Source organism: Glycomyces algeriensis, assembly GCF_027622855.1.
In the GTDB taxonomy this organism is placed as follows: domain Bacteria; phylum Actinomycetota; class Actinomycetes; order Mycobacteriales; family Micromonosporaceae; genus Glycomyces; species Glycomyces algeriensis.
On sequence record NZ_JAPZVR010000004.1, the window covers coordinates 122,263 to 145,564 of the forward strand.

The following is a 23,302-nucleotide window of genomic DNA, read 5'->3' on the forward strand; positions in this document are numbered from 1 at the left end:
TGGGCGATGCATCGACCAATTGAAACCGCAGGTCGCACCTAGTGTGAACCGGTGTTCACCTCCTGCGATCGCGGGTGACCGCCGTTACCCATCGGATAAGGAAGGCTTAAGCTACTAAGCGTCAATCTTTAACCGGGAAGAAGCCTCCGAGTCACGCTTCGCCGAGCGCCCGCCCGACCGAGCGACTCACCAGGCAGATTCTCGGCTCGAAGACTTCACCGAGGCACGCGGATCACCGGCACGCGGGCTTCGCCGAGATTGGCGACAAGTCCATCCCCTTTAGAACCCCTGGAGTCAACGGTGACTGCTGTCACGCTGAAGAACGTCTCGAAGGTGTTCCCCGGCGATACCCTGGCCGTGGACTCCCTGAGCATGGAAGTCAACCACGGCGAATTCCTCGTGCTGCTCGGCCCGTCCGGTTGCGGGAAGTCCACTGTGCTCCGCATGGTCGCCGGCCTCGAGACGCCCTCGGACGGCGAGATCCTCCTCGACGGCGAGTACGCCAACGAGCTGCCGCCGCGGGACCGCAACGCGGCCATGATCTTCCAGACGTTCGCGCTCTACCCGCACATGTCGGTCGCCGACAACATCGGCTTCCCCCTCAAGCTCGGCAAGCAGAACAACGCCCAGTCCGTGCCCGACGCCGTGGGCGACATGGCCAGCGCCCTCGGCATCTCGGACCTCAAGGACCGCAAGCCGAACCAGCTGTCCGGCGGCCAGCAGCAGCGCGTCGCCATGGGCCGCGCGCTCGTGCGCCGCCCCAAGCTCTTCCTCATGGACGAGCCGCTCTCGAACCTCGACGTGGGCCTGCGCGCCGAGCTGCGCACCGAGATCTCCTCGCTGGTGCGCCGCCATGACGCGACGACGCTCTACGTCACGCACGACCAGACCGAGGCGCTCACGATGGCCGACCGGGTCGCGGTGATGCGCAAGGGGGTCCTGCAGGACGTGGGCACCCCGGACGAGGTGTACGAGCGCCCGGCGACGATGTACGTTGCCGCGTTCCTGGGCACGCCGCGCATGAACCTCCTCGAGGCGCGCGTCAATGTGTACCTCGACCGTTATGTGGCCCTTGACTTCGGCGAGCAGGAGCTGCGGCTGCCGTGGCACGACCTGCGCGGGCGGGCCGTGGCCCGCTACCACGGGGAGAACATCGTGGTCGGGATGCGGGCCGAGGCGCTGGCGCCGGTCGCCGACGGCCACCCGGGCCAGTCGATCGCGGGCCGCGTGCGCTTCTACGAGCACCACGGCCACGAGACGCTCGTGTTCCTCGACATCGGCGCGACCGCGGTGGTGCCCGACGGCATCGGCGACAAGCCGGACCTGGCGCGGGACGGCTCGAAGCCGCGCCGGCGCCTCAGCGGCCTGTTCTCCGGGTTCGGGCAGGCCCCGGTGGAGCGGCGCGAGACCGACACGGGTCCGATCCGCAAGCCCGCGGACCTGGTGTTCCGGCTCCCTCCGCACATCCCGGTCTCGGCCGGGCAGCCGATCACGGTGGCGGTGCACATGGACGCGCTGCACTACTTCGACAAGTACGGCAAGCGGATCGACGTCGGCTGGTCGGCGCGGGCTTAGGCGCGCAACACTTCCGGACAAGACGACGCCGCGGGTCCCCGTTCGGGGGCCCGCGGCGTTCGTGTCAGTGCGCTCGGCGCGCTTTAGCCGAGGAACTTCTCGGCGTCGATGATCTTCACCGAGATCTCAGTGTCCCTGGGGGTCTTGTAGGAGACGGTGTCGCCGACCTTGTGGCCGAGGATGGCCGCACCCAATGCGGAGTCGGGGCTGTACACCGTGAGGTCGGTGGTGGCCGCGATCTCGCGGGAGCCCAGGAGGAACTTCTCGGTGTCGTCGGGGTCGCCGTCGAAGGCGATGGTCACGACGGTGCCGATCTGGATCTCGTCGCTGTCCTTCGCCTCGCCCACCTTCGCGTTGCGCAGCAGGTCCTGGAGCTGGCGGATGCGGCCCTCCTGCTTGCCCTGCTCGTCGCGGGCCGCGTGGTAGCCGCCGTTCTCCTTGAGGTCGCCTTCTTCGCGGCGGGCGTTGATCTCGGCGGCCATGGCGGGACGGTTCGCGATGAGCTCGTCCAGTTCGCCCTGAAGGCGGTCGAAGGCCTCTTGTGTGAGCCAAGTGCCCTGGTTAGCGTCGGTAGCCATGTGATCCATATCCTCCGAATAGTGCGATCCGTACTGCGAGGTCCTGCCTCTGCCTGAACGTCCTCGCCACCCGGGGTGAACCCCGGATAGCGAAAGGCCCGCCGACCGAAACGCGGTGCGACGGGCCGAAAGTCAATAGTCAGTCCGTCTGCCAACACCTCAGGACCTCGCCTGTGTTGGGCACGCCCTCCACTGCGAGGGGGTACGACATCACCACATGGGTGGCATCGTCCGCCGGGATGTCGACCTCGGCGTAGCCGATCTCGGCGCCCGCGAGGTCGCGGGACCTGACGGCGCACGTGGCGCCCTCGCCGGCCGGCTTGTAAACCTCGAACTCGACGGTGACCTGTCCGGGGACGGAGTCGTCGAAGCCGCGCAGGCGCTCGGAGACCTCGTTCTGGCCGTAGACCTCCGAGAGGCGCCAGGCGGCGAAGAGGCCGGCCAGGACGACGCCCACGGTGAGGGCCGCGGTCACCGCGGGGCGGCGGCGCTTGGATTCGCGGCGGCGACCGTAGCGACCCTCGGGAAAGGTCACGTGAGCCGTTTCCGGCACGCGCCCATCCGTGGTCTGCATCTCAGTCATTGCGTCGCTTTCCTTCGCGATCAGCGGTTTCACCGCCGGAGCCGCGGTTCCTGGCAGAACCGGGAAGTAATGATTATCGAGTATCGTTGCACAGAATGCCAGAGCCGACAACCACCGCAGTGCGCGAGTCGGTTCCGTGCGCCGAGCCTTACCACTAGAAGCACCCGCCAGTGAGGTTGACCGACGTGACGAACCAGAGCAAGCTGCGCCTCATGTGCGTGCACGCCCACCCCGACGACGAGTCGAGCAAGGGCGCCGGCATGATGGCCCGCTACGTGCGCGAGGGCATCGAAGTCCTCGTCGTGACGTGCACGGGCGGTGAACGCGGCGATGTGCTCAACCCGAAGATGGACCGCCCCGAAGTGCAGGAGAACCTGCCGCGCATCCGCAACGAGGAGATGGCCCGCGCCCGCGAGATCCTCGGCGTCGAGCAGCACTGGCTGGGCTTCATCGACTCCGGGCTCCCGGAGGGCTGGCTTCCCAACTCCGGCACCGAGCTGCCCGAGGACGCCTTCTACCTGGTGCCCACCGAGGAGGCCGCCGCGCCGCTCGTGGAGATCATGCGCTCGTTCAAGCCGCACGTGGTCACCACTTACGACGAAGAGGGCGGCTACCCGCACCCCGACCATGTGAAGACCCACGAGGTCTCCGTCGCGGCTTTCGCCGCCGCGGGCGACCCCGAGCGGTACCCGGGCCTGGGCGAGCCGTGGCAGCCGCTCAAGCTCTACTACAACCACTCGTTCGGCAAGGCGCGCATCGAGGCCCTGCACTACGCGATGCTCGACGCCGGTCTCGAGTCGCCGTACAAGGACTGGATGGACGCGGGCGACTGGACGCGCGACAAGAGCGAGCGGGTCACCACGCGGGTCGAGTGCGCCGAGTACTTCGACATCCGCGACGAGGCCCTGAAGGCCCACGCGACCCAGGTCGACCCGGACGGGTTCTGGTTCGCGGTGCCGCGCGAGCTCCAGCAGAAGGCGTGGCCCACCGAGGACTACGAACTCGTCGAGTCGCGCATCGAGTCGCGGCTGCCGGAGGACGACCTCTTCTCCGGACTCCGTTAGCACCGGTTCTGCACCACTGCTTCACAACGGCCCCAGGGAACTCCCCGGGGCCGTTTTCTCCACTTTCGACTACTGCGCCACCTTCCGTTACGACCTGGACCCCGGATCGTCGGGTCCTGTGCACCCTCAGTGAGGAAACAACTGTCGGGCTCCCGACACCACGGTGTAATTCCTCGGAAAGTGCGAGAACCTTGCTGCAAGCGCGCCCCCGCGGGATACCGTGCCGGGAGACCGGGGCGAACCCGAGTCTGGGACGTATTCGCGGAGGCGGGCGCAGAACGGAGGTGGCCCCATGGTCAGTCGCGAAACAACACCGGCGCGCACCAAGTCGTTCGTCGGCAGTCTCCTCGTCGCCACACCCACGCTGCAGGACCCCAACTTCGACCGCACGGTCGTCATCGGCGTCGGGCACGAGTCCGACGGGGTGCTGGGAGTGGTGCTCAACCGGGCCACCGAGCGGAAGGTCGTCCACTACCTCGACCAGTGGGCGGACCTGGCCGGGCACCCCGCCGTCCTCTTCGAAGGCGGTCCGGTGCAGCCGGACGCGGCGATCGGGCTGGGCTGGCGGAAGGCCGACGCGCCCTTCAACGACGCGTTCCGGCCCGTGCTCGGACGGCTGGGCACGCTCGACCTGGCGCGGGACCCCGACGAGGTCGCACCGCTCCTGGAAGGCATGCGGGTCTTCACCGGCTACGCCGGCTGGGCGCCGGGGCAGCTCGAGGACGAGATCGACGCTGGCGCCTGGATGGTCTTCGACGCCCTGCCCGCAGACCCGTTCTCCACCAACCCCGAAGAGCTGTGGGCCATGGTGTGGAAGCGCCAGGGCGGCATGCTCTCCGCGGTGGCGCAGTTCCCCGCCGACCCCGTCATGAACTGACCCCCGACCGAGAAGCGCGGTTCGCAGGGTTCACTGAGATCGCCGAAGAACAAGCACCAGGCCGCACTCACGGCGAACGCTTGCGGAGCCGTGAACCAAGCTCCGGGCCGCACTCACGGCGAACGCTTGCGGAGCGGTGAATCAAGCCCCGGGCCGCCAGGCCATGAGGATCACGACCACGCTGTAGAAGACGATGTTCAGCCCCGAGAGCGCCAGCAGCCGCCCCCGATGCTGTTCCAGCAGTTCCCCGTCCATGGTGCCGTGCGCGTCCTGGAGGTCCTTGCCGATGCGCGCGAGCACGCCCGGGATCACGGCCGAGCCGTTGACCACCGCCACCGCGTAGAGCGTCGAGGCGATGATGACCCACGGGTCGGCGAACGAGTACCGCTCGCTCGTCGTCATCGTCAGGACGCCCAGCAGTGCGGCCACCAGTGTGAGCGCATTGAAGGCCATGCAGCGCCGCCCCGCGCGGTGCACCCGGTCGCCGTCCCGCTCCCGCAACGCCCGCTCCCCCAGCCACGGCGTCAGCATGGCCGGGCCGACGAACGCGACGGCCAGCAGCACGTGCAGAACCGACAACAGAGTGTGCATATTGTGATCTTACGGACAAATCACCCAACAAGACCGCCGGACCCGAGGGCGTTCGAAGCCGGGCGCGAAAAAGGGCCGGGCCCGGACGCCTTCGCGTCCGGGCCCGGCCCGTATGGCCGTGGAGCTGCAGGGAATCGAACCCTGGTCCTCCGCTGCATCTGTGAGACTTCTCCGGGTGCAGTCCGCTGTGCCTTTTATCGAGCCCCACCGATCACGCGGACGAGACGGTGTGGCGGGCTCTAATCGCCGATAATCTCGGCCTTCCGTCCCAGCGATCAAGACGTCGGCCCAGCATCCTTAAATGATGCCGCGAACCCAGAGCGGATGCGCCCCTGGAGCGGCAACTTCACAGTCGCTTAAGCAGCGAGAGCGAAGTCAGTGCGTTTTGCGTTGGCACTTATTGGTTTCCAACGTTGGTTTACGAGACAGCGTTGGCTTCCTCGACCCGCTTCCCTCACCTCAACATACGGAGTCGAAACCGATCAGCCCCGAGACTTGGTGAGTGAGTACTTCACCCTGTTCAGTTGTAGATCTTTCAGACGTGCTGTGGAATTCTAACCCAGTCCAACGGCGGACGTCGAACCGATATTCCCCGGCTCACTTCCCGCCGCGCTTGGCGGCGCGGCCCATGGCCTTCTCGATCTCCCGGTCCGACTCGCGCTTGGCGATGGCCTGGCGCTTGTCGTAGTTCTTCCGGCCCCGGGCGAGCCCGAGCTCCATTTTGGCGTAGCCGTTCAGGAAGTACACCGAGAGCGGCACGAGCGTCAGGCCCGGCTCGTCGAGCTTGTGCGCCAGCTTGGCGATCTCGCCGCGGTGCAGCAGGAGCTTGCGGATGCGCCGGGGCGGGTGGTTCGTCCACGTCCCGAAGTCGTACTCCGGGATGTGGAGGTTGTGGACGCGCGCCTCGCCGTTGTAGATCTCGGCGTACGCGTCGACGATGTTCCCCTTGCCCTGGCGCAGGGCCTTGACCTCGGTCCCCGAGAGGACCATGCCGGCCTCGTAGGTGTCCAGGATCTCGTAGTCGTGCCGGGCCTTGCGGTTGGTCGTCACGACCGAGCGCTCGGGACCCGAGTGCTTGACCTTCTCCTGCGTTTGCTTCTTGGACACGCAGCAAGCTTAACGATCGAACAGGTGTCTGTCGAAAGCTATTCGCTACCGGCATAGACAGCTGGGCAGGTAGCCCACCGGGTTGACGCGGTCGCCGTGCACGCGGACCTCGAAGTGCAGGTGCGGGCCGGTGCTGTCGCCGGTGCTGCCGACGGCGCCGATCCGCTCGTCGCGGTCGACGTACTCGCCGTCGTTCACCCAGATCTCGGACTGGTGCGCGTAGCAGGTCGACACGCCGCCGCCGTGGCTGATGCAGGTCAGCTGGCCGTAGCCGGAACTCCAGCCCGCGTAGACGACCTTCCCGGAGTCCGCGGCGTGGATGGTCGCGCCCGTGCCGGCGGCGAAGTCGGTGCCGCCGTGCAGGCGGGTGGTGCCGTAGATCGGGTGGCGCCGCCAGCCGTAATCGGAGGACTTCCAGCCGTCGACCGGCACGACGAAGCCGCCGCCGCCGCCGCCACCGGAGGATCCGCCGCCGGAGTTCCCGCGGTCGTCGTCGTCGTCCTCGTCGGCCTGGCGCAGCTGGTCGGCCAGCCGCTCGGACTCGGCCTCGAGCTCGTCGTACTCGGACTGGGCGTCGTCCCTGGCGTCCTCGGCGACCGTGAGGGCCGCCTCGTGCGCCCCGACGAGCGCCTCCACGGCGAGCCGGGCGGACTCGGCCTCGTTGAAGCGGGTCTCGGCGGCGGCGAGCGCATCGGCCGCGACCGCCTCGGCGGCCTCCGCCTCGGTCTCGGCGAGGGACGCGGCGTTCTCGGCGTTGGCGGCCTCGCGACGGGCGAGGGTGACCTCCTCGACCGCGCGGTTCTTGCCGTCCATCATGAACTCGAGGTAGGTGAGGCCGTCGACGGCGGCCTGGGGCTCGCCGGAGGCGAGCACGGCGTCCAAGGCGAGCAGTTCGGAACCGCGGGCCGTGGCGGCGAACAGGGAGGCGCGGGCCTCGCGGGCGGCCTCGACGGCCTCGCGGGCGGCCTCGTACTCGGCCTCGGCGGCCTCGAGCGCCTCGCGCGCGGCGTCGGCCTCGCGCTGCGCTTGGGCCGCTTCGGCTTCGGCGGCGGCGACGCGGCCGTGCGCGACGGCGACGGCGTGCTCGGCGACGGGCAGCTCGGCCTCGGTCTCGGCGAGCACCTGGCCGGCCTGGCGGACCTCGTCCGAGGCGTCCTCGAGCTGCGCGGCCATCTCGGCCTTCTCGCGCTCGACCCGGTCCAGCTCGGACTGCGAGACCCCGAACGCGGGACTGCTCGCGGACCCTGCCAGGAGCAGGGCCGCGAGCAGCCAGCCGATTCGCCTCATAGGGCCCGAATTTAGTCCATCTGCGACGGACATTCAGGGTATTCGGAACACTACCCTCTGTATTGGATCAGACCTTGATGTTGAAGCGCAAGGTGATCCACGCCGTGATCGCGCTGATCACCGCCGAGACGCCGACCAGGATCGGCAGCAGGACGAGGATCGCCTGCATCTTGATCTGCGGCATCAGCTTGAACAGGTCCTCGAACTGGCCGTCGATCACCAGGAACTTCGCGGCGACGAGCGTGCCGAAGGCGAAGACCGAGCCGATCACCGCGGCGAAGACCGCCTCGAGGACGAACGGCGCCTGGACGAACCAGTTCGGCGCGCCCACGAGCTTCATGATCGCGACCTCGCGGCGACGCGAGTACGCGGCCACCTGGATCGTGTTGGCCACCAGCATGAGCGCGGCCACACCCTGCACGAGCGCGATGACCAGGGTGAGGCGCTGGGCCCCGCCGAGGATGTCGAACACCTGCTGGAGGATCTCGCGCTGGTTGGTGACCTGGTAGACGCCCTCGCGCTCCTCGAACTGCTTGATGAGCTCGGGGGCGTCGGCGATGTCCTTCATCTTGACGCGGAACGCCGAGGGCAGGACGTCGGCGTCGACCGACTTCACGAGGTCCGGGGAGTCCTCGAAGGTCTCCTGGAAGCGCTCGAGCGCCTTCTCCTTGGACTCGTACACGACCTCGGCGACGAGGTCGTTGTCCTTGAGCTCGGCGTTGATCTGGTCGGTCATCGCCTGGTCGATGTCGCGCTCGAGGTAGACGACCACTTCGAGGTTCGTCTGGTAGTACTCCTCGATCACGTCGACCTGGTTGTACAGCAGCAGGCCCGCGCCGAGCATCGACAACGAGACGGCCATGGTGATGATCATGGCGACGGTCATGGAGATGTTGCGCCACAGTCCGAGGAAGACCTCGGACATCACGTACTTCGCGCGCATGTGCTCTGAATCTGCCTTCCGCTTAGCCGTAGACGCCGCGAGCCTGGTCGCGGACGATCTGGCCGTTCTCGATCTCGATGACGCGACGGCGCATCTGGTTCACGATGTTGGAGTCGTGGGTGACCATCAGGATGGTGGTGCCGGTGCGGCTGATCCGGTCGAGGAGCCGCATGATCTCGATCGAGGTGTCCGGGTCGAGGTTACCGGTGGGCTCGTCGGCCAGCAGCAGGAGCGGCCGGTTGACGAAGGCGCGGGCGACCGCGACGCGCTGCTGCTCGCCGCCGGAGAGCTCGTGCGGGTAGCGGTGCTCCTTGCCGCCGAGGCCCACCAGTTCGAGGACCTCGGGGACGACCCGGCGGGCGACCGAACGCGGCTTGCCGATGACCTCCAGCGCGAACGCCACGTTCTCGGCGGCCGTGCGGTTCGGCAGCAGCCGGAAGTCCTGGAACACGCAGCCGATGCTGCGCCGGTAGGCGGGGACCTTCCACCGGCGGAGCTTCGTCACGTCGGTGTCCCCGACGGAGATCTTGCCCTTGTCCGGAACTTCTTCGCGCAGCAGGAGCTTGATCATCGTGGACTTACCCGCACCGGTCGGACCGATGAAGAAGACGAACTCTCCCTTGTCGATGAAGACGTTCACGTCCTCGACCGAAGGGCGGTTCGACCGGGGGTAGTGCTTGGTTACACCCTCAAGCTGAATCACGAGGCGGAGTCTAACCGCCGAACCGCAGGGCCGGTCGGGCGGCTCCAGTACAAGCGTGGCATATTCCGCAGTTTCAGCCCCATATGTCACGGCCGTGCAAGGGTTACGACGCGATTTCATCCGAACGGTGGAAGCCCGCATGGTCAGGCGGCCCATGGAGGCCCGCCGGAGCGTCACCGGGCGGCCACGAAGGGCCGCGGACCGATCGTAGATCCTATTTCCTATAGGATCTACGATCGCGTGCGGCGCTACTCGGCGGCGGTCTTCTCGCCGCTCTTGCGCCAGCGGATGCCGGCCTCCAGGAAGCCGTCGATGGCGCCGTCGTAGACGCCCTTGACGTCGGCCGTCTCGAAGCCGGTGCGCAGGTCCTTGACCATCTGGTACGGGTGCTCCACGTAGGAGCGCATCTGGTCGCCCCACGAGGCCGTGGCCGAGCCGCGCAGCTCGTCGACCTTCGCCCGCTCCTCGTCGCGCTTGCGCTGGAGGAGCTTGGCCTTGAGGACGCCCATGGCGGTGGCCTTGTTCTGCAGCTGCGAGCGCTCGTTCTGGCAGGAGACGACGATGCCCGTCGGCAGGTGGGTCAGGCGCACCGCCGAGTCGGTGGTGTTGACGCCCTGGCCGCCGGGGCCCGAGGAGCGGTAGACGTCCACGCGGATCTCGTCCTCGGGGATGTCCTCGATCTCGTCGGTCTGCTCCAGGGCCGGCACGACCTCGACGGCCGCGAAGCCGGTCTGGCGGCGCCCCTGGTTGTCGTACTTGCTGATGCGCACCACGCGGTGCGTGCCCTGCTCGACCGAGAGGTGCCCATACGAGTACGGGCCCTTGACGGCGAACGTGGCGGAGCGGATGCCTGCCTCTTCGGCGTAGGAGATGTCGTAGACCTCCGTGCCGAAGTGGTGGGCCTCGGACCACCGCAGGTACATGCGCATGAGCTGCTCGGCGAAGTCGCAGGCGTCGGCGCCGCCCGCGCCGGAGCGCACGGTCACGACGGAGTCGCGCTCGTCGTACTCGCCGGAGAGGAGGGTGCGCACCTCGAGTTCGTCGACGGCCTTGCGGATCGAGTCGAGCTCGGTGGCCGCCTCGGCGGCGGCGCCCGGGTCGGACTCGTCGTCGGCCAGCTCGAACATGATGGCGACGTCGTCCATGCGCTCGTGCAGGCTCGCGAGCTTCTTGAGCTCGGCCTGCACGTAGGAGAGGCGTGAAGTGATCTTCTGGGCCTGCGTGGTGTCGTCCCACAACCCGGGGTCGGCGGCCGCGGCCTCGAGTTCGGCCAGCTCGCGCCGGAGCGCGGGGAGGTCGAGGACGGCCTCGACGCTGCTGAGCGTCGCCTTCAGTTCACGGAGATCGGCGGAAACATCGACACTGGTCACAACAGATCAGACTACGCCTGTATTCGGGCTCATACGAAACGGGACGCGAGCCCCCGGTGGGGCCGCGTCCCGTTCGTGCTTGATCGTCGTACCCCGGGTCGCTACCCGGGCGTGCTTCCTATCGCTATCGCTTCTTCAGCCAGCTGAGCGCCGAACGGTGGTAGCCGATCGCGAACTCCATCGCGATGGCCGCGTTCGGGTCCTCGTCCGAGTAGTCCTTCGCAGCGGCGCGGGCCTCTGCCAAGGCCTCCTGGTGCTGCTCGGTCGCGTCGGCGAACATCTCCTCGGCGGTGTCCTTGGAGAGGTAGTCGAGGAAGGCCGTGCGCAGCGCGACGGGGTCGCGCAGCTGGCCGATCCGGGCCGGCTCATTGAGCCAGCGGGTGAACGCCCGCTTGCCGTTGGCGCTGATCGTGTAGGGCACCGAGGCTCGGGGCCCGGGCTTCCCGACGCGGACGAGTCCGCCTTCGGCCAGCGCCGGGAGTTCGCGGTAGACCTGCGAACGCGTCATGGTCCAGTACGGACCGAGGCGACGGGTCGCCTCCGCCATGAGTTGTCCGCCGGTCATCGGTCCTTCGTGAAGCAAGCCCAGCAATGCTGCTGAGGTTGCGTTGAGTTCTTTTCCTGCCATGCCCGACAGGATGCCATGTGGATGGCGTCATGACAAGTGGACAGCTCCAATGTGTCGATAGACCGTTACCGATACTTGATTGGATGGGTTCACGGATTACGCTGCAAGCCTTGTGAAACGGTCGGAGTGGTCCGCTGGATTGCAACGCCTGTTTCGAGAATTCCAATCATGTGATCCCGATCGCCCCCTTGGGTTGCGATGACTCGGCGTTGCTCGGCGGTCACGGATCATTATCGACTGTCGTGATCGCTTTCAGTTGCGGGGCATCGGTGATCCGATGAGATCCGATCCGGGCGAGTCGTCGTCGGAACCGCCCTCTGTGGAATCATTGCCGCCGCCTTCTGATTCGGACATTTCATCCGAATTCTGGTCAGGTGACACGCTCTCGACGTCCGGCCCTTGAGGAGTGGTCGTTTCCTCACTGGGCGTGGCGCTCGCCTCGGGGCTCGGTTCCGTTGACCCGGCGGAGGAGTCGTCCTCGACGGACGCGGACTCGCTCGTGCTTTCGGACGGATCGGCCACATCGTCCTCATCCGGCAGATCCGGGCGGGTAACCACCAGAAAGGCCCAGATCACGGCGATCACGACGAAGCATCCGGCCGCCGCGAGCCCGATGAGCCAGCCGCGGCCGAGCTTCTCGGAGTCCTTGCCGTACACGGCACCCCGGCCGTCCCCGTCGGACCGGCCCCCTTCGGGCGCGGTGAGCATCGCGCCGAGCGCGCCCGCCTCGATCTCGGACGCGTGGGGCGTCACGGGCTCGTACTTGAACGTGGCGGTCGCGTCCCGCTCCTTGAGCTTCGGCGCGATCGGCGCGGTCGGCTGGTTCGACAGGCGCGGGGCGAGCCGGCGCAGGTCGGCGGCGACCGCGTCGAGGTCGCCTCGGGCGCGCGGGTCGAGCGCCAGGAGCATCTCGACGATCCGCCACAGGTCGGCGTCCACGGCGGCGGGCTTCACCGGGATCTGCGTCAGGTGGCGCTCGACCACATCGGTGATCGAGCCGCCGCGGTAGGCGCTGTGCGCGGTGAGCGCCTCGTAGAGGACCAGGCCGAGCGCGTAGTTGTCCACGCCGGGGCTGGCGGAGTCGCCCGAGGCGACCTCGGGCGCGATGTACTCGGGCGTGCCGTGGGAGGGCGCGGTCTTCGACGCGGCGGCGCGCGCGATCCCGAAGTCGATGAACTTCAGGCCCTCGGTGCCGGCCAGCATCAGGTTGCCGGGCTTGACGTCCCCGTGCCGGTACCCGGTCCGGTGGATCGACGCCAGGGTCTCGGCGGCGCCCGCGCAGCGGCGCGCGGCCTCAGCGGCCGAGAGCGGCCCGTGGAGGCGCAGGTGCTCGCGGAGGTCGAGCCCCTCGATGAACTCGAGCACGACCGCGCACACCGCGTCGGTGACGATGAAGTCCTTCACGGACACCACGCCCGGGTGGTCGAGGGTGCGCAGGATGCCGGCCTCGGCGCGGAAGCTCTCGAAGATCTCCTCCTCGCCCCGCAGCTCCGGGCGGAGGATCTTCACGGCCACGAGGTCGCCGGTGACCTGGTCCAGGCCGCGCCACACGACGCCGACCGAACCGCGCGCGATCTCGCGCTCCAGGACGTACCGGTCGGCCAGAACCGTCTGCATGGGTGCTCCTCGAGGGCTGGCAAGGCGGGCTGAATCCACTGTAAAGGTGGCGTCCTCGCAGCTCAGCACCGGAGTCGCAGGGTGGCACGAACGGGGGATACACCGCAGCGCGGGCAAGTGCGGGCGCACTGGGATCAACGGTCGCATGCAGTGAGTGGCGGGACACTACACTTGCGGCCATGTCCCTCGAACGGCCAAGCTTTGAACAGACAGCCGAATCCCGGTGCGGAATCAGTGGTGATCGCCTGTGACCGAATTGCGTTGGCGCTACGGCGCCGCGACCGACGTGGGCAAAGTCCGCGACCTGAATGAGGACTCCCACCTCGCCTCGCGCCGGCTCCTGGCGGTCGCCGACGGCGTGGGCGGCGCGGCCGCCGGCGAGGTCGCCAGCGGCGTGACCATCGCCGAGGTGACACGGCTCGCCCGCCGCTCCCCCGTCGAGGCCACCGCCGAGCTGGGCGCCGTCGTCGAGGCCGCCCGCGACCGCATCCGCGCGGCCGTCGCCGAGAACCCCGAGTCCGAGGGCATGGCGACGACCCTCACCGGGTTGTGGCTGGGCGACAGCGCGGTCGACATCGTCCATATCGGAGACTCCCGGGCCTACCAGGTGCGCGGCGAGGACTTCGTGCAGGTGACGGTGGACGACTCGTACGTCCAGCACCTCGTCGACGAAGGCGCCATCACGCCCGCCGAAGCCCAGGACCACCCGTACAAGTCGGTCGTCACCCGCGTGCTCCAGGCCAACCCCGCGCCCGCGCACTTCGAGACCCGCCCGGCGCTCGTCGGCGACCGGTACATGCTGTGCTCCGACGGGCTCAGCGACGTGGTCGGCGACGCCGTCATCGAGAACGTCCTCCGCGACTTCACCGACCCCCAGGCCGCCGCGGACGAACTCGTGCGCCTCGCCCTCGAGGGCGGCGGGCCCGACAACGTCACCGTGGTCGTCGGCGACGTCGCCGAGCACAAGCCGCCGCGACGCTGGCCGTGGGCGGTCGCCGCGATCGGCGTGGTGCTGGTGATCGCGGCGATCGTCGTGGCGCTGGCCCTGCGGGGCTAGCACCTCACGCGCGGGTGTGCGCGTACGTGCCGCCCTCGCCCGGGTATTCGAGCGTCAGCGTGTCCGCTTCGGCGTCGTACTCGAGCCCGACGGTGATCGCCTCCTCCGTCTCGGGCTCGGTGCCCGTGAAGACGTGCGGGTCTCCGTCGCTGAGGGTGACCGCGCCTTCGTAGTCCCCGTGCTGGTTCGCGAAGGACGAGAGCGTCGCGGTGCCGTCCTCCTCGATCTGGAGCGTGGAGCCGTGCGGCCCGGTCTCATCGGTGTCGGCCTCCCAGGTATCGACGAGGACCTCCAGGCGCGGGTCGATGCCGGTCGGGGTCTCCGCCGGGGCCTCTTCCTCAGGGGCGCTTGCGGTCGCGGTGGCAGTGGCGGTCGCTTCAGTCGGGTCGGCGCCCGCCTGGTTCCCGGCGTCGCACGCGGCGAGCCCCGCGAGGACGATGACGGCGGCGGCGGTGAGCAGTGAGATGCGCATGATGGCGATCCCTTCGTCTTGTAGGTGTACTTGCCTACGTAGACGAGCGGCGCGGCCGGGGTCCGTATCCCCGGATCGTGCCAGTGGTCTCAGCGGAACGGCAGGCCGATGTACGCGCCTTCGGTGCGGGCGGTGTGGTCGAAGAACAGAGAGTCGTCGGCGGTGACGTTCGCGAGGTGGCCGTGCAGCTCGTAGCCGATGATGCCGACGAGCCGGTTCCAGCAGAAGACGAGCCGCGCGACCTCGTCCGCGGAGAACCGCTCGCCCTCCAAGAGCAGCGTCATGTCCGGGTTGATCGCCTCGGGCGGGCAGACCGGACCCGTTGCGGGCGTGAGGTTCCCGTCCTTCCGGGTGTCGGCGACGATCCGCGCGAGGGTGAGCGGCATGCGGCCGGCGACCTCGATGGTGATGTGCGGGGCGATGTAGCCGGGGACGGGCGTGCCGAAGATGAGCGCGTACTCGTGGCGGTTGGCCAGGGCCCACTCCCGCACCGCGCGCCAGACGGCGAGCCAGCGCTCCTGCGGCGCGGCGCCGGGGAGGTCCGCGTTCTCGGCGGCTTCGCCGATCTCGGTGTAGGACTGCACTATCAGGGCGGTCAGGAGCTCGTCGCGGCTGGCGAAGTAGCGGTAGACGGCCGAGGAGGCCATGCCGAGCTCCCGGGCGATGGAGCGCAGGGAGAGCATCGCGGAGCCTTCCTCGGCGAGCTGACGCCTTGCCGCGGCGAGGATCTCGGCGGTCAGTTCGGCGCGGGCGCGCTCTCTGGCGGTTCTCGGCGCGTTCATCGGACCATTGTACCGACACAAGAGCACTGCTCTTGCATTGTCGACGGGCGTGTGCAATCATTGCTCTTAACAGAGAGCGGTGCTCTCTATTATGAGCACTGAACCCCCAAGGAGCAGCCATGCCCAAGCCCCCGACCGATCCCCGAGCCCGCATGGGCGCCTTGGCGTTCGCGCTCGCCGGCGTCCTCTTCCTCATCTACGAGGCCGCCGCCCCGCGCGCCGACCAGACCACCCTCGAAGGCGCCGAGTCCTGGACCAGCGCCGGCTGGTCGATCGCGCACATCGCCGCGATCGTGGGCCTCATCCTCTTCCCGCTCGGGTACGGCGCGCTGCGCGCCCACCTCGGCGGCACCCGGAACGAGCAGACCGCCATGAAGGCCGCGACGATCGGCTACATCGGCTCGGCCCTGACGATCTCGTACTACGGCGCCGAGGTCTACGGCCTCAAGGCGATCGGCCAGCGGGCCGTCGAGGACGGCGACGCGAGCATGACCGAGGTCGGCGACGCGTTCCGGTACGACCCGACCGCTATGAGCGTCTTCGCGATCGGCCTCGTACTGATCGCGGTCGCCGCGGTGCTGGCGGCGGTGGCGGTGTGGCGCTCGGGCACCCTGAACAAGTGGAGCGCGGTGCCGCTCGCGGCCCTGCTGGTCACGATGCTCCCGCAGTACTTCCTGCCGCACGCCGGCCGGATCGCCTGGGGCGCACTGGTCCTGGTGGCGGCCCTGTGGCTCGCGGCCGAGATGTGGCGGGCCCCGGCGAAGGCCCCGGAGCGGGAACTCCAGGATGCCTAAAAGCTAATATTTCCGGCCCTAGCCTTCAAATCGGACACCCTGGGTGCCCCCAAATCAATGCTCCTCCAAGGGTCCGACAACACCCGAAGGCGAGCGCGCATCACAAATCAAAGGCGGCCCCGCAGTTGCGGGGCCGCCTTCGCGTCCGGTGGCGAGGTGGCGGTGGTGAACACGCGCCGGTGTACTCGGCGAGGAGCTCGTCGCGGGTACCGTTCGCGCTCGGCCGCGATTCGGTCGCGGGTCTCGTTTCGCCTACGCCGACAGGGCGATGCCGTCGAGGATGTCGTGCTCGCTGATGAGCACCGATTCGATGCCGCTGCGCTCCATGATCGTGCGGAGCACGAGCGCGCCGCCGACGATGACGTCGGCGCGGCCCGGGTGCATCACCGGGATCGCCAGGCGCGCTTCGTGGTCCGCGGCGGCCAGGTCGGCGGTCACCTGTGCGACCTGCTCGTAGGAGAGTCGCGTCCCGTCGATCGCATCGGCGTCGTAGGCCTTGAGCCCCAAGGCGATCGCGGCGATCGTGGTCGCGGTCCCGGCCACGGCGACGAGCTCGGTCGCCTCGCGGTTCGCGTCGGCGACGGCCAGCGCGCCGTCGGCGGTGCCGGTGATGTCGGTGACGGCGCCGTCGATCTCGTCTTCGCGCGGCGGGTCGGACCGCAGGTGCCGCTCGGTCATGCGCACGCAGCCGACGTTCACGGAGATCGCCGCGGCCACAACGGATCCGGTGCCGCGTACGAACTCGGTCGAGCCGCCGCCGATGTCGATGAGGAGGCGCTGTCCTTCATGGACCGGGAGGGTCGCGACCGCACCGGTGAAGGAGAGGCGGGCCTCCTCGTCCCCAGTGATGACCTCGGGGTCCTGGCCGAGTTCGGCCGCGACCATGGCCTTGAAGTCGGCGGCGTTCGCGGCGTCGCGGCTCGCGGAGGTCGCGACCATGCGGACCGCCTCGACCCCGTGCTCGCGGATCTGGGCGGTGTAGTCGGCCAGTGCGACGCGGGTGCGTTCGAGCGCGGCGTCGGAGAGGCGGCCGGTGCGGTCGACGCCTTCGCCGAGGCGCACGACCTCCATGCGGCGCACCACGTCGTGGAGGCGCCCGGCGTCGTCGACGTCGGCGATGAGGAGTCGGATCGAGTTGGTGCCGCAGTCGATGCCGGCCACGCGGCGGGTCATTGGTCGTCCTCCTGGGTGCCGGTGGCGCAGCTGTGGTGCAGCCACCATTCGGGGAGCATCTCGAGGGCCTGGTCGCCCATGGGGCTGACGCCGGGTCCGGCGGCGAGCGCGTGGCCGACGAGGGCGTGCAGGCACTTGACGCGGTCGGGCAGCCCGCCGGCGGAGATGCCGGCGATCTCGGGCACGTCGCCGAGCCGGGCGCGTCGGGCGAGGTAGTCCTCGTGCGCGCGGCGGTGCTGGGCGGCGAGCTCGGGGTCGTCGCCCAGGGCGGCGTTCATGTCCTTCATGACCCCGCCGCCTTCGAGCCGGCCGATGGCCGAGGCGGCCTTCGGGCAGGTCAGGTAGTACGTGGTCGGGAAGGGCGTGCCGTCGGGCAGGCGCGGTTCGGTCTCGACGACGGCGGGCTGGCCGCACGGGCAGCGCCAGGCGACGGCGTGGGCGCCGCGGATCGGGCGGCCGAGCTGCTTGCGGACGGCGGCGGCGTCGGCCTCGGAGACGGGTTCGGGCTGCTGGGGCCAGTCGGCGGGCTTCACGGCGTCCCGCCGTTCGGTGCCGTCGTCACTGCGGCGTCCTTCGGTTGCACAGCCTTCACTCTGCTGGTTCCTCTGTTTCATCTGGTTCGAGCCGGTCGGCGTCTGCAAAGGTATCGGCCAGCTCGTCGTACCAGGGCTGCTCCTCGGCCGCTTCGTCGTCTGCGCCACCGGTGTGCTTCGGGTCGTCCTCGTCGATGACGATGACGAGGTCCTCACCGGGCGGGACGAGGAGGAGGCTGGAGCGGATCTGGGCCTTGACGTACTCGGGGTCGTCCCACTTGACGCGTTCGGCGGCGAGCTCCTCGATGCGCTCGGACTGGGCCGACTGCTCGGCTTCGAGCCGGTTGATCTCGATGCGCTGCTCGACGTAGGTCCGCAGGGGGTAGGCGTAGGCGAGGGCCAGCGCGGAGAGGACGAGGGCGACGATCGCGGCGCGGCGGGAGACCTTGCGGCCGGGCCGGTAGCGGACCCGCTTGACCTCGGCGCGGCCGGTCCCGGGGGCGGGGCGGCGGGCGGCACGGGTGCGGCCGGGTCCGGTGGATCGTCCTCCCGGATGGCTGGGTCGGCGGCTCGCGTTCACGGGCCCAGCCTAGTCGATCGGGGAAGCCCGAAGGCCCCCGCGCCAGCTTCGCCGTCGCTTCGTGACGCGTCGGTTCGACTGCTTCGCCGACGCTGGTGAAGCGTCGGCCCGGCGGTCTCGCCGACGCCCGCGAGGCGTCAGTTCGGTTGGGCGCGAGGGCCTTTCGGTTCGCTGCGGTGCTGTGTTACTTCCCGAACTTGGGGAAGGCGGAGGCGCCGGCGTAGCGGGCGGCGTCGCCGAGGTCCTCCTCGATGCGCAGCAGCTGGTTGTACTTGGCGACGCGGTCCGAGCGGGCCGGGGCGCCGGTCTTGATCTGGCCGCAGGACATCGCGACGGCGAGGTCGGCGATCGTGGTGTCCTCGGTCTCACCGGAGCGGTGGCTCATCATGCAGCCGAAGCCCGCGCGGTGGGCCATCTCGACGGCGTCGGTGGTCTCGGTGAGCGTGCCGATCTGGTTGACCTTGACGAGGAGGCCGTTGGCGGCCTTCTCGTCGATGCCGCGGCGGATGCGCTCGGGGTTGGTGACGAACAGGTCGTCGCCGACGATCTGCAGGCGGTCGCCGACCTTGGCGGTGAGCGCGGACCAGCCGGCCCAGTCGTCCTCGGAGAGCGGGTCCTCGATGGACACGAACGGGTAGGCGCCGATGAGCTCCTCGTAGTAGGCGCTCATCTCCTCGCCGGTCTTCTTCTGGCCCTCGAAGAGGTAGGCGCCGTCGGTGAAGAACTCGGTGGCGGCGACGTCCATCGCGAAGGCGATGTCGGTGCCCAGCTTGTAGCCGGCCTTCTCGACGGCGACCGCGATCAGGTCGAGCGCGGCGCGGTTCGAGTCGAGGTTCGGGGCGAAGCCGCCCTCGTCGCCGAGGCCGGTGGAGAGGCCGCGCTCCTTGAGGACCGACTTGAGCGCGTGGTAGGTCTCCGCGCCCCAGCGCAGGGCCTCCTTGAAGGTGGGGGCGCCGATCGGGGCGATCATGAACTCCTGCACGTCGACGTTGGAGTCCGCGTGGGATCCGCCGTTGAGGATGTTCATCATCGGCACCGGGAGCAGGTGCGCGTTCGGGCCGCCCAGGTAGCGGTAGAGCGGGAGCTCGGCGGAGTCGGCGGCGGCCTTGGCCGCGGCGAGCGAGGCGCCGAGGATGGCGTTCGCGCCGAGGTTGGACTTGTCCGGGGTGCCGTCGGCGTCGAGGAGGGCCTGGTCGACCAGGCGCTGCTCGGAGGCTTCGATGTCGATCAGGGCCTCGCGGATCGGGCCGTTGACGTTGTCGACGGCCTTCTCGACGCCCTTGCCGAGGTAGCGGCCCTTGTCGCCGTCGCGCAGCTCGATGGCTTCGAAGGCGCCGGTGGAGGCGCCGGACGGGACGGCCGCCCGCTGCAGCGTGTCGTCGTCGAGCAGGATCTCCACTTCGACGGTGGGGTTGCCGCGGGAGTCGAGGATCTCCCTTGCCCGGATGTCTTCAATTGCAGCCACTGTCACTCCTGAAATAGCCGAATCTGACGATCGGCCCCATTACCGGGCCGTGTCCGAAGGATTTCGGCCGACCCGACACTGCGTCGGCCACAGCTCCCGAGGATACGCCCTAGGCTGCTCGGCGATGCCTCCGAGCCGCTAAAAGGGCGCGTCCTGCGGCTTCCGCGCGCCGGGAATAAGTGTTGCCCGCGACGCGGGCGCTCGTGTTACATGGGGCCTGGACGCGCCGCTATATGGTGGAGTCCTACCTCAGATCGGACACCTGTGCCGGGCGTGCCCCCCGGATGTCGCCGCGCTTCGGCAATCCCCCTCGCCCCGCGCAATGGAAGTGGAGCCCCATGATCCTGCAGAAGCCCCTGCGGCGCTGCGCTGTCCTGAGCGCGGCGGCGCTCCTCGCCCTCGCCGGCTGCTCGGACAAGGCCGAAGGCGGTGAGGCGGCCACGGAGGACCAGGCCGCTCTCACCGAGCTGAGCGGCCGCCTCGTCGAGGGCGACCAGCCCGCCTACACCGCCGAGTACCTCATCGAGGGCTCGGAGGAGTCGGTCCTGGTCGCGGTGGACCCGGAGGCCGGGACCGCGGCCGTCATCGTCGGCGACAGGCCCCGCCTGTGGGCCGGCGAGGACGCGGCCGACCTCGCCGTATGGCTGGGCCAGGAGCTCGACGGCATCCTGCCCGACGAGGAGACCGTGGCCGCCTGGCTCTCCGAGACCGCCGCCGACCCGTCGGCCTCGACCGTGTTCTCCAACACCACGCTCGCCGGCGAGCTGGCCGACTGCGTCGAGGTGCAGGGCGCGGCGGATTCGCCCGTGGGCGCGTACGAGGTCTGCGTGACCACCGTGGGCGTCATCGCCAGCGTCTCCGCGAAGGTCGGCGACACCGCGTACACCGCGAAGCTCGTGAACTACCACGACGGCGTCGACGCCGCCTGGATCGACGAGATCACGGGCCAGGCCGAGACCGCCAACCAGTAGGATCGGCCGCCGCGCGGCGGCGGATCGCGTTACAGTCGCCCGGCGGGCCGGGGCCCGGCGCAACGGGGGTTCACCTGAAAAGGTGTCGGCGCCGGCCCGGCCCGCGCTCTTCGATGAAGGGCCGGGGAGGTAGGCCGCATCACATGCGGCATCCCGCTTGCGGACCCCCCGGGCATTCCATGTATAGTTGTCGTCGTTGCCGCGGCAAGCCGCGAAAACACAGGCCAAGCTCCCGTCGTCTAGGGGCCTAGGACGCTGCCCTCTCAAGGCGGAAACGGCGGTTCGAATCCGCTCGGGAGTACCAGTAGTAAATGCAGGGATCGACTTCGGTCGGTCCCTGTTTTTGCGTCCACTGGCGGACCGCCGCGTGGTTCGGGCGGTTCATCGTTTTTCTGGCACAATGGAATGTTGCCGAGTACGGTGCCGGTTTTGCCCATAGGCTGCCAGCATGTACGCCAGGCAAGTGTCCACAAGGGTTCTCGTTCTCCTGCTCGCGGTGATGCTTGCGCTGGTCTCGGGCGGTCTCGTCCTCGAGCGGCCCGCGCAGGCGCAGGCGAGCGGAGCGTGGGGCTCGTGGGGGGCCTTCGAGGGCTCCTCGGGCGACTACCACACCGGCATGTCGTTCGCGACCGGTCCAGCGCTCAGTGCCGAGGTGGAGTCGAACTCGCGCGGCGGCGGGGTCGGGGTCATGAGCGGCCAGTCGAACTGGCTGTCCGCCGGGACGCCGATCGGCGCGAAGTACGGGACGTCGAAGGACCAGCCGTACCTCAACCTGCGGCCGCAGGCGGACCGGCCCGACTCGCCCTCGTACACCGACTACGCCTTCGACGAGCCCGTGCCGCCCGGCGGCTGGGCCTTCGCGCTGGGCGACATCGACGCCGACCAGGTCAAGGTGATCGCCAAGGGGCCGGACGGATCGACCCTGACGGCCGCCGAGCTCGGGTTCCAGGGCGGATTCAACTACTGCAGCGACACCTCCCCCGGCGGCCCGGCCTGCCCCGGCGAGGACACCGACCAGCCGACCTGGGACGCCGCGACGCAGACGCTGACCGGCAACGACACGGCCGCCGACACCGACGGTGCGAGCGGCTGGTTCGAGCCGACCGCACCGGTCGCATCGCTCACCTTCGTCTTCACCCGCCGCGCCGGATTCCCGGTCTACCAGGCCTGGTTCGCCTCCCTGGGCTGCGACATCGCAGGGACGGTCACCGACTCCGGCCAGCCGTCCGCCGGGGTCGCGGTCAACGTCGTCGACGCCGACGGCCACGTGGTCGACTCGACCGAGACCGGCGACGACGGCACGTACTCGTTCCCGGACTACATGGTCGGGCCGGAGTACACCGTGGAGGTCATCGCACCCGCCGGGAAGATCGCGGACGGCGCCAACCGGCAGCAGGTCGACCTGAGCGCCTGCCCCGCGGCGCCGGCCGACTTCCAGCTGCGGGACATCGTGCCGACCTCGGTGAGCGGCACCGTCTCCACCACCGAAGGCGAGCACCTCGGCGGCGTCACGGTGACCGTGACCTTAGAGGACGGCACCACCAGGACCACCGTCACCGACTCGAACGGCGACTACCTGTTCGACGAGGTCCCCGCCGGCGACCACACCGTCACCATCGACAAACCCGAGCGGTACGACTACGACGGCGCCGATCGGCGCGACATCACGGTGTCGCCCGGACAGACCACGCCCATCACCGACCAGGACTTCATGCTGACGGCGCTGCCGAAGCTCACCGGCGCGGCCGCCGCATGCGGCGAGCCCGTCTCCGGCGTGACCGTGACGCTCACCGGACCCGGCGGCTCGACCCGGTCCACGGTGACCGACGCCGAGGGCGCCTACGCGTTCGCGGGCCTCGCCGCCGGCGACTACACCGTCGAGGTCGACGTCCCCGAAGGCCACACCGCGGCCGGCCCGACGACGCGGGACACCAGGGTGGCGGGCACCGATGTGGACGGGATCGACTTCACGTACGCCAGGCCCGCAGCGGTCGTGGGGACGGTGAGCGGGCCCGGCGGCGCACCGGTGGCCGGCGTCGAGCTCACCGTCACGCCCGAGGGCGGGGCGCCCCAGCAGGCGACCACCGGCGACGACGGCACATACAGCGTCGGCGACCTGCCGTCCGGGACCCACACGGTGACGATCACCGCCCCGGCCGGGTACGAGGTCGACGGCGACGACGAGCAGTCCGTCGCCAACACCGGCGCCTGCGGCGACGCGGTCGCCGACTTCGCGCTGGTCGAATCGGCGGTGCCCGGTCCCGGCAAGCCCGGGCCCGGCGATCCCGGTTCTGGCGATGCAGGGGACGGCGACACAGGGGACGTCCCGAGCGAGGTGCCCGGCGGGAGCCCGGACGACGCTCCGGCCGCCGCCGCGCAGGACGACGACCTGCCGCGCACCGGCGCGACCCTGTACATCGGGATCGTGGCCGCGGCCGTGTTCCTGCTCGGGGCGGGCGCGGTGATGGTCGCGGCGGCGCGGGCCAGGAACCGCGAGGAGACCGAGCCGCTGCGCTGACGGAGACGCGCGAAAGGGGAGGCCGGGCCTGCGG

General features: G+C 69.5%; 23 protein-coding genes, 1 tRNA gene and 1 other RNA gene. 8 read left to right on the top strand and 17 right to left on the bottom strand.

Annotated features, from left to right (window positions below):
* Positions 1–300 precede the first annotated feature (300 nt).
* Positions 301–1,575, top strand: coding sequence for an ABC transporter ATP-binding protein (locus tag O2L52_RS09150; protein ID WP_270115065.1), 1,275 nt, complete (start codon positions 301–303; stop codon positions 1,573–1,575).
* An 83-nt stretch (positions 1,576–1,658) separates the two neighbouring features.
* Here the strand turns inward: O2L52_RS09150 and greA are convergent, their stop codons facing one another.
* The gene (greA, locus tag O2L52_RS09155; protein WP_270115066.1) at positions 1,659–2,153 is read right to left on the bottom strand and encodes a transcription elongation factor GreA; all 495 of its coding nucleotides are present in this window, start codon (positions 2,151–2,153) and stop codon (positions 1,659–1,661) included.
* Positions 2,154–2,292: 139 nt separating this feature from the next.
* On the bottom strand, positions 2,293–2,736 hold the full coding sequence (locus tag O2L52_RS09160; protein ID WP_270115067.1) for a DUF4307 domain-containing protein: 444 nt from the start codon (positions 2,734–2,736) through the stop codon (positions 2,293–2,295).
* 212 nt (positions 2,737–2,948) lie between these two features.
* Here O2L52_RS09160 and mca point away from each other — a divergent pair, with 212 nt between their 5' ends.
* Complete coding sequence (mca, locus tag O2L52_RS09165) at positions 2,949–3,800, top strand: mycothiol conjugate amidase Mca (protein ID WP_344472002.1); 852 nt, start codon at positions 2,949–2,951, stop codon at positions 3,798–3,800.
* A gap of 292 nt (positions 3,801–4,092) precedes the next feature.
* Entirely contained in the window at positions 4,093–4,677 is a 585-nt protein-coding gene (locus O2L52_RS09170; RefSeq protein WP_270115069.1) for a YqgE/AlgH family protein, read from the top strand.
* A 141-nt stretch (positions 4,678–4,818) separates the two neighbouring features.
* On the opposite strand, the gene O2L52_RS09175 is transcribed toward O2L52_RS09170, so the two are convergent.
* From O2L52_RS09175 to O2L52_RS09215, 9 genes are all read right to left on the bottom strand, one after another.
* Positions 4,819–5,268: a DUF2269 family protein gene (locus tag O2L52_RS09175; RefSeq protein WP_270115070.1), complete on the bottom strand. Its 450-nt coding sequence runs from the start codon at positions 5,266–5,268 to the stop codon at positions 4,819–4,821.
* A 116-nt stretch (positions 5,269–5,384) separates the two neighbouring features.
* Positions 5,385–5,758: a transfer-messenger RNA gene (gene ssrA / locus O2L52_RS09180) on the bottom strand.
* Positions 5,759–5,865: 107 nt separating this feature from the next.
* Positions 5,866–6,375, bottom strand: a complete 510-nt coding sequence (gene smpB / locus O2L52_RS09185; RefSeq protein ID WP_270115071.1) for an SsrA-binding protein SmpB — start codon at positions 6,373–6,375, stop codon at positions 5,866–5,868.
* Positions 6,376–6,420: 45 nt separating this feature from the next.
* Positions 6,421–7,662: a M23 family metallopeptidase gene (locus O2L52_RS09190; protein WP_270115072.1), complete on the bottom strand. Its 1,242-nt coding sequence runs from the start codon at positions 7,660–7,662 to the stop codon at positions 6,421–6,423.
* Between the two features lie 67 nt (positions 7,663–7,729).
* Complete coding sequence (gene ftsX, locus O2L52_RS09195; RefSeq protein WP_270115073.1) at positions 7,730–8,605, bottom strand: permease-like cell division protein FtsX; 876 nt, start codon at positions 8,603–8,605, stop codon at positions 7,730–7,732.
* A gap of 22 nt (positions 8,606–8,627) precedes the next feature.
* Complete coding sequence (gene ftsE, locus O2L52_RS09200; RefSeq protein WP_270115074.1) at positions 8,628–9,308, bottom strand: cell division ATP-binding protein FtsE; 681 nt, start codon at positions 9,306–9,308, stop codon at positions 8,628–8,630.
* 248 nt (positions 9,309–9,556) lie between these two features.
* On the bottom strand, positions 9,557–10,678 hold the full coding sequence (gene prfB, locus O2L52_RS09205) for a peptide chain release factor 2 (protein WP_270115075.1): 1,122 nt from the start codon (positions 10,676–10,678) through the stop codon (positions 9,557–9,559).
* Between the two features lie 124 nt (positions 10,679–10,802).
* On the bottom strand, positions 10,803–11,306 hold the full coding sequence (locus O2L52_RS09210; protein ID WP_270115076.1) for a PadR family transcriptional regulator: 504 nt from the start codon (positions 11,304–11,306) through the stop codon (positions 10,803–10,805).
* 252 nt (positions 11,307–11,558) lie between these two features.
* Positions 11,559–12,923: a serine/threonine protein kinase gene (locus tag O2L52_RS09215; RefSeq protein WP_270115077.1), complete on the bottom strand. Its 1,365-nt coding sequence runs from the start codon at positions 12,921–12,923 to the stop codon at positions 11,559–11,561.
* A gap of 247 nt (positions 12,924–13,170) precedes the next feature.
* Here O2L52_RS09215 and O2L52_RS09220 point away from each other — a divergent pair, with 247 nt between their 5' ends.
* Positions 13,171–13,980, top strand: coding sequence for a PP2C family protein-serine/threonine phosphatase (locus O2L52_RS09220; protein WP_270115078.1), 810 nt, complete (start codon positions 13,171–13,173; stop codon positions 13,978–13,980).
* A gap of 4 nt (positions 13,981–13,984) precedes the next feature.
* On the opposite strand, the gene O2L52_RS09225 is transcribed toward O2L52_RS09220, so the two are convergent.
* Positions 13,985–14,452 (bottom strand): hypothetical protein, encoded by a 468-nt coding sequence (locus tag O2L52_RS09225; RefSeq protein ID WP_270115079.1) that lies wholly within the window; start codon positions 14,450–14,452, stop codon positions 13,985–13,987.
* Between the two features lie 89 nt (positions 14,453–14,541).
* Complete coding sequence (locus O2L52_RS09230) at positions 14,542–15,234, bottom strand: TetR/AcrR family transcriptional regulator (RefSeq protein ID WP_270115080.1); 693 nt, start codon at positions 15,232–15,234, stop codon at positions 14,542–14,544.
* A gap of 119 nt (positions 15,235–15,353) precedes the next feature.
* Here O2L52_RS09230 and O2L52_RS09235 point away from each other — a divergent pair, with 119 nt between their 5' ends.
* Complete coding sequence (locus O2L52_RS09235) at positions 15,354–16,028, top strand: hypothetical protein (RefSeq protein ID WP_270115081.1); 675 nt, start codon at positions 15,354–15,356, stop codon at positions 16,026–16,028.
* A 252-nt stretch (positions 16,029–16,280) separates the two neighbouring features.
* On the opposite strand, the gene O2L52_RS09240 is transcribed toward O2L52_RS09235, so the two are convergent.
* The 4 genes from O2L52_RS09240 to eno form a co-directional block, all read right to left on the bottom strand.
* Positions 16,281–17,201: a Ppx/GppA phosphatase family protein gene (locus O2L52_RS09240; RefSeq protein WP_270115082.1), complete on the bottom strand. Its 921-nt coding sequence runs from the start codon at positions 17,199–17,201 to the stop codon at positions 16,281–16,283.
* On the bottom strand, positions 17,198–17,734 hold the full coding sequence (locus O2L52_RS09245) for a DUF501 domain-containing protein (protein WP_270115083.1): 537 nt from the start codon (positions 17,732–17,734) through the stop codon (positions 17,198–17,200). The genes O2L52_RS09240 and O2L52_RS09245 overlap by 4 nt, the downstream gene beginning before the upstream one ends.
* 55 nt (positions 17,735–17,789) lie before the next feature.
* Complete coding sequence (locus O2L52_RS09250; RefSeq protein WP_270115084.1) at positions 17,790–18,314, bottom strand: FtsB family cell division protein; 525 nt, start codon at positions 18,312–18,314, stop codon at positions 17,790–17,792.
* A 184-nt stretch (positions 18,315–18,498) separates the two neighbouring features.
* Positions 18,499–19,779 (bottom strand): phosphopyruvate hydratase, encoded by a 1,281-nt coding sequence (eno, locus tag O2L52_RS09255; RefSeq protein ID WP_270115085.1) that lies wholly within the window; start codon positions 19,777–19,779, stop codon positions 18,499–18,501.
* Between the two features lie 338 nt (positions 19,780–20,117).
* On the opposite strand from eno, the gene O2L52_RS09260 reads away from it, so the two are divergent.
* The 3 genes from O2L52_RS09260 to O2L52_RS09270 all read left to right on the top strand — a co-directional run bounded on the left by O2L52_RS09260 (position 20,118) and on the right by O2L52_RS09270 (position 23,268).
* Complete coding sequence (locus O2L52_RS09260; RefSeq protein ID WP_270115086.1) at positions 20,118–20,750, top strand: hypothetical protein; 633 nt, start codon at positions 20,118–20,120, stop codon at positions 20,748–20,750.
* Positions 20,751–20,978: 228 nt separating this feature from the next.
* Positions 20,979–21,054 (top strand) — tRNA-Glu (locus tag O2L52_RS09265).
* A gap of 144 nt (positions 21,055–21,198) precedes the next feature.
* Positions 21,199–23,268 (top strand): MSCRAMM family protein, encoded by a 2,070-nt coding sequence (locus O2L52_RS09270; protein WP_270115088.1) that lies wholly within the window; start codon positions 21,199–21,201, stop codon positions 23,266–23,268.
* Positions 23,269–23,302: the final 34 nt, after the last annotated feature.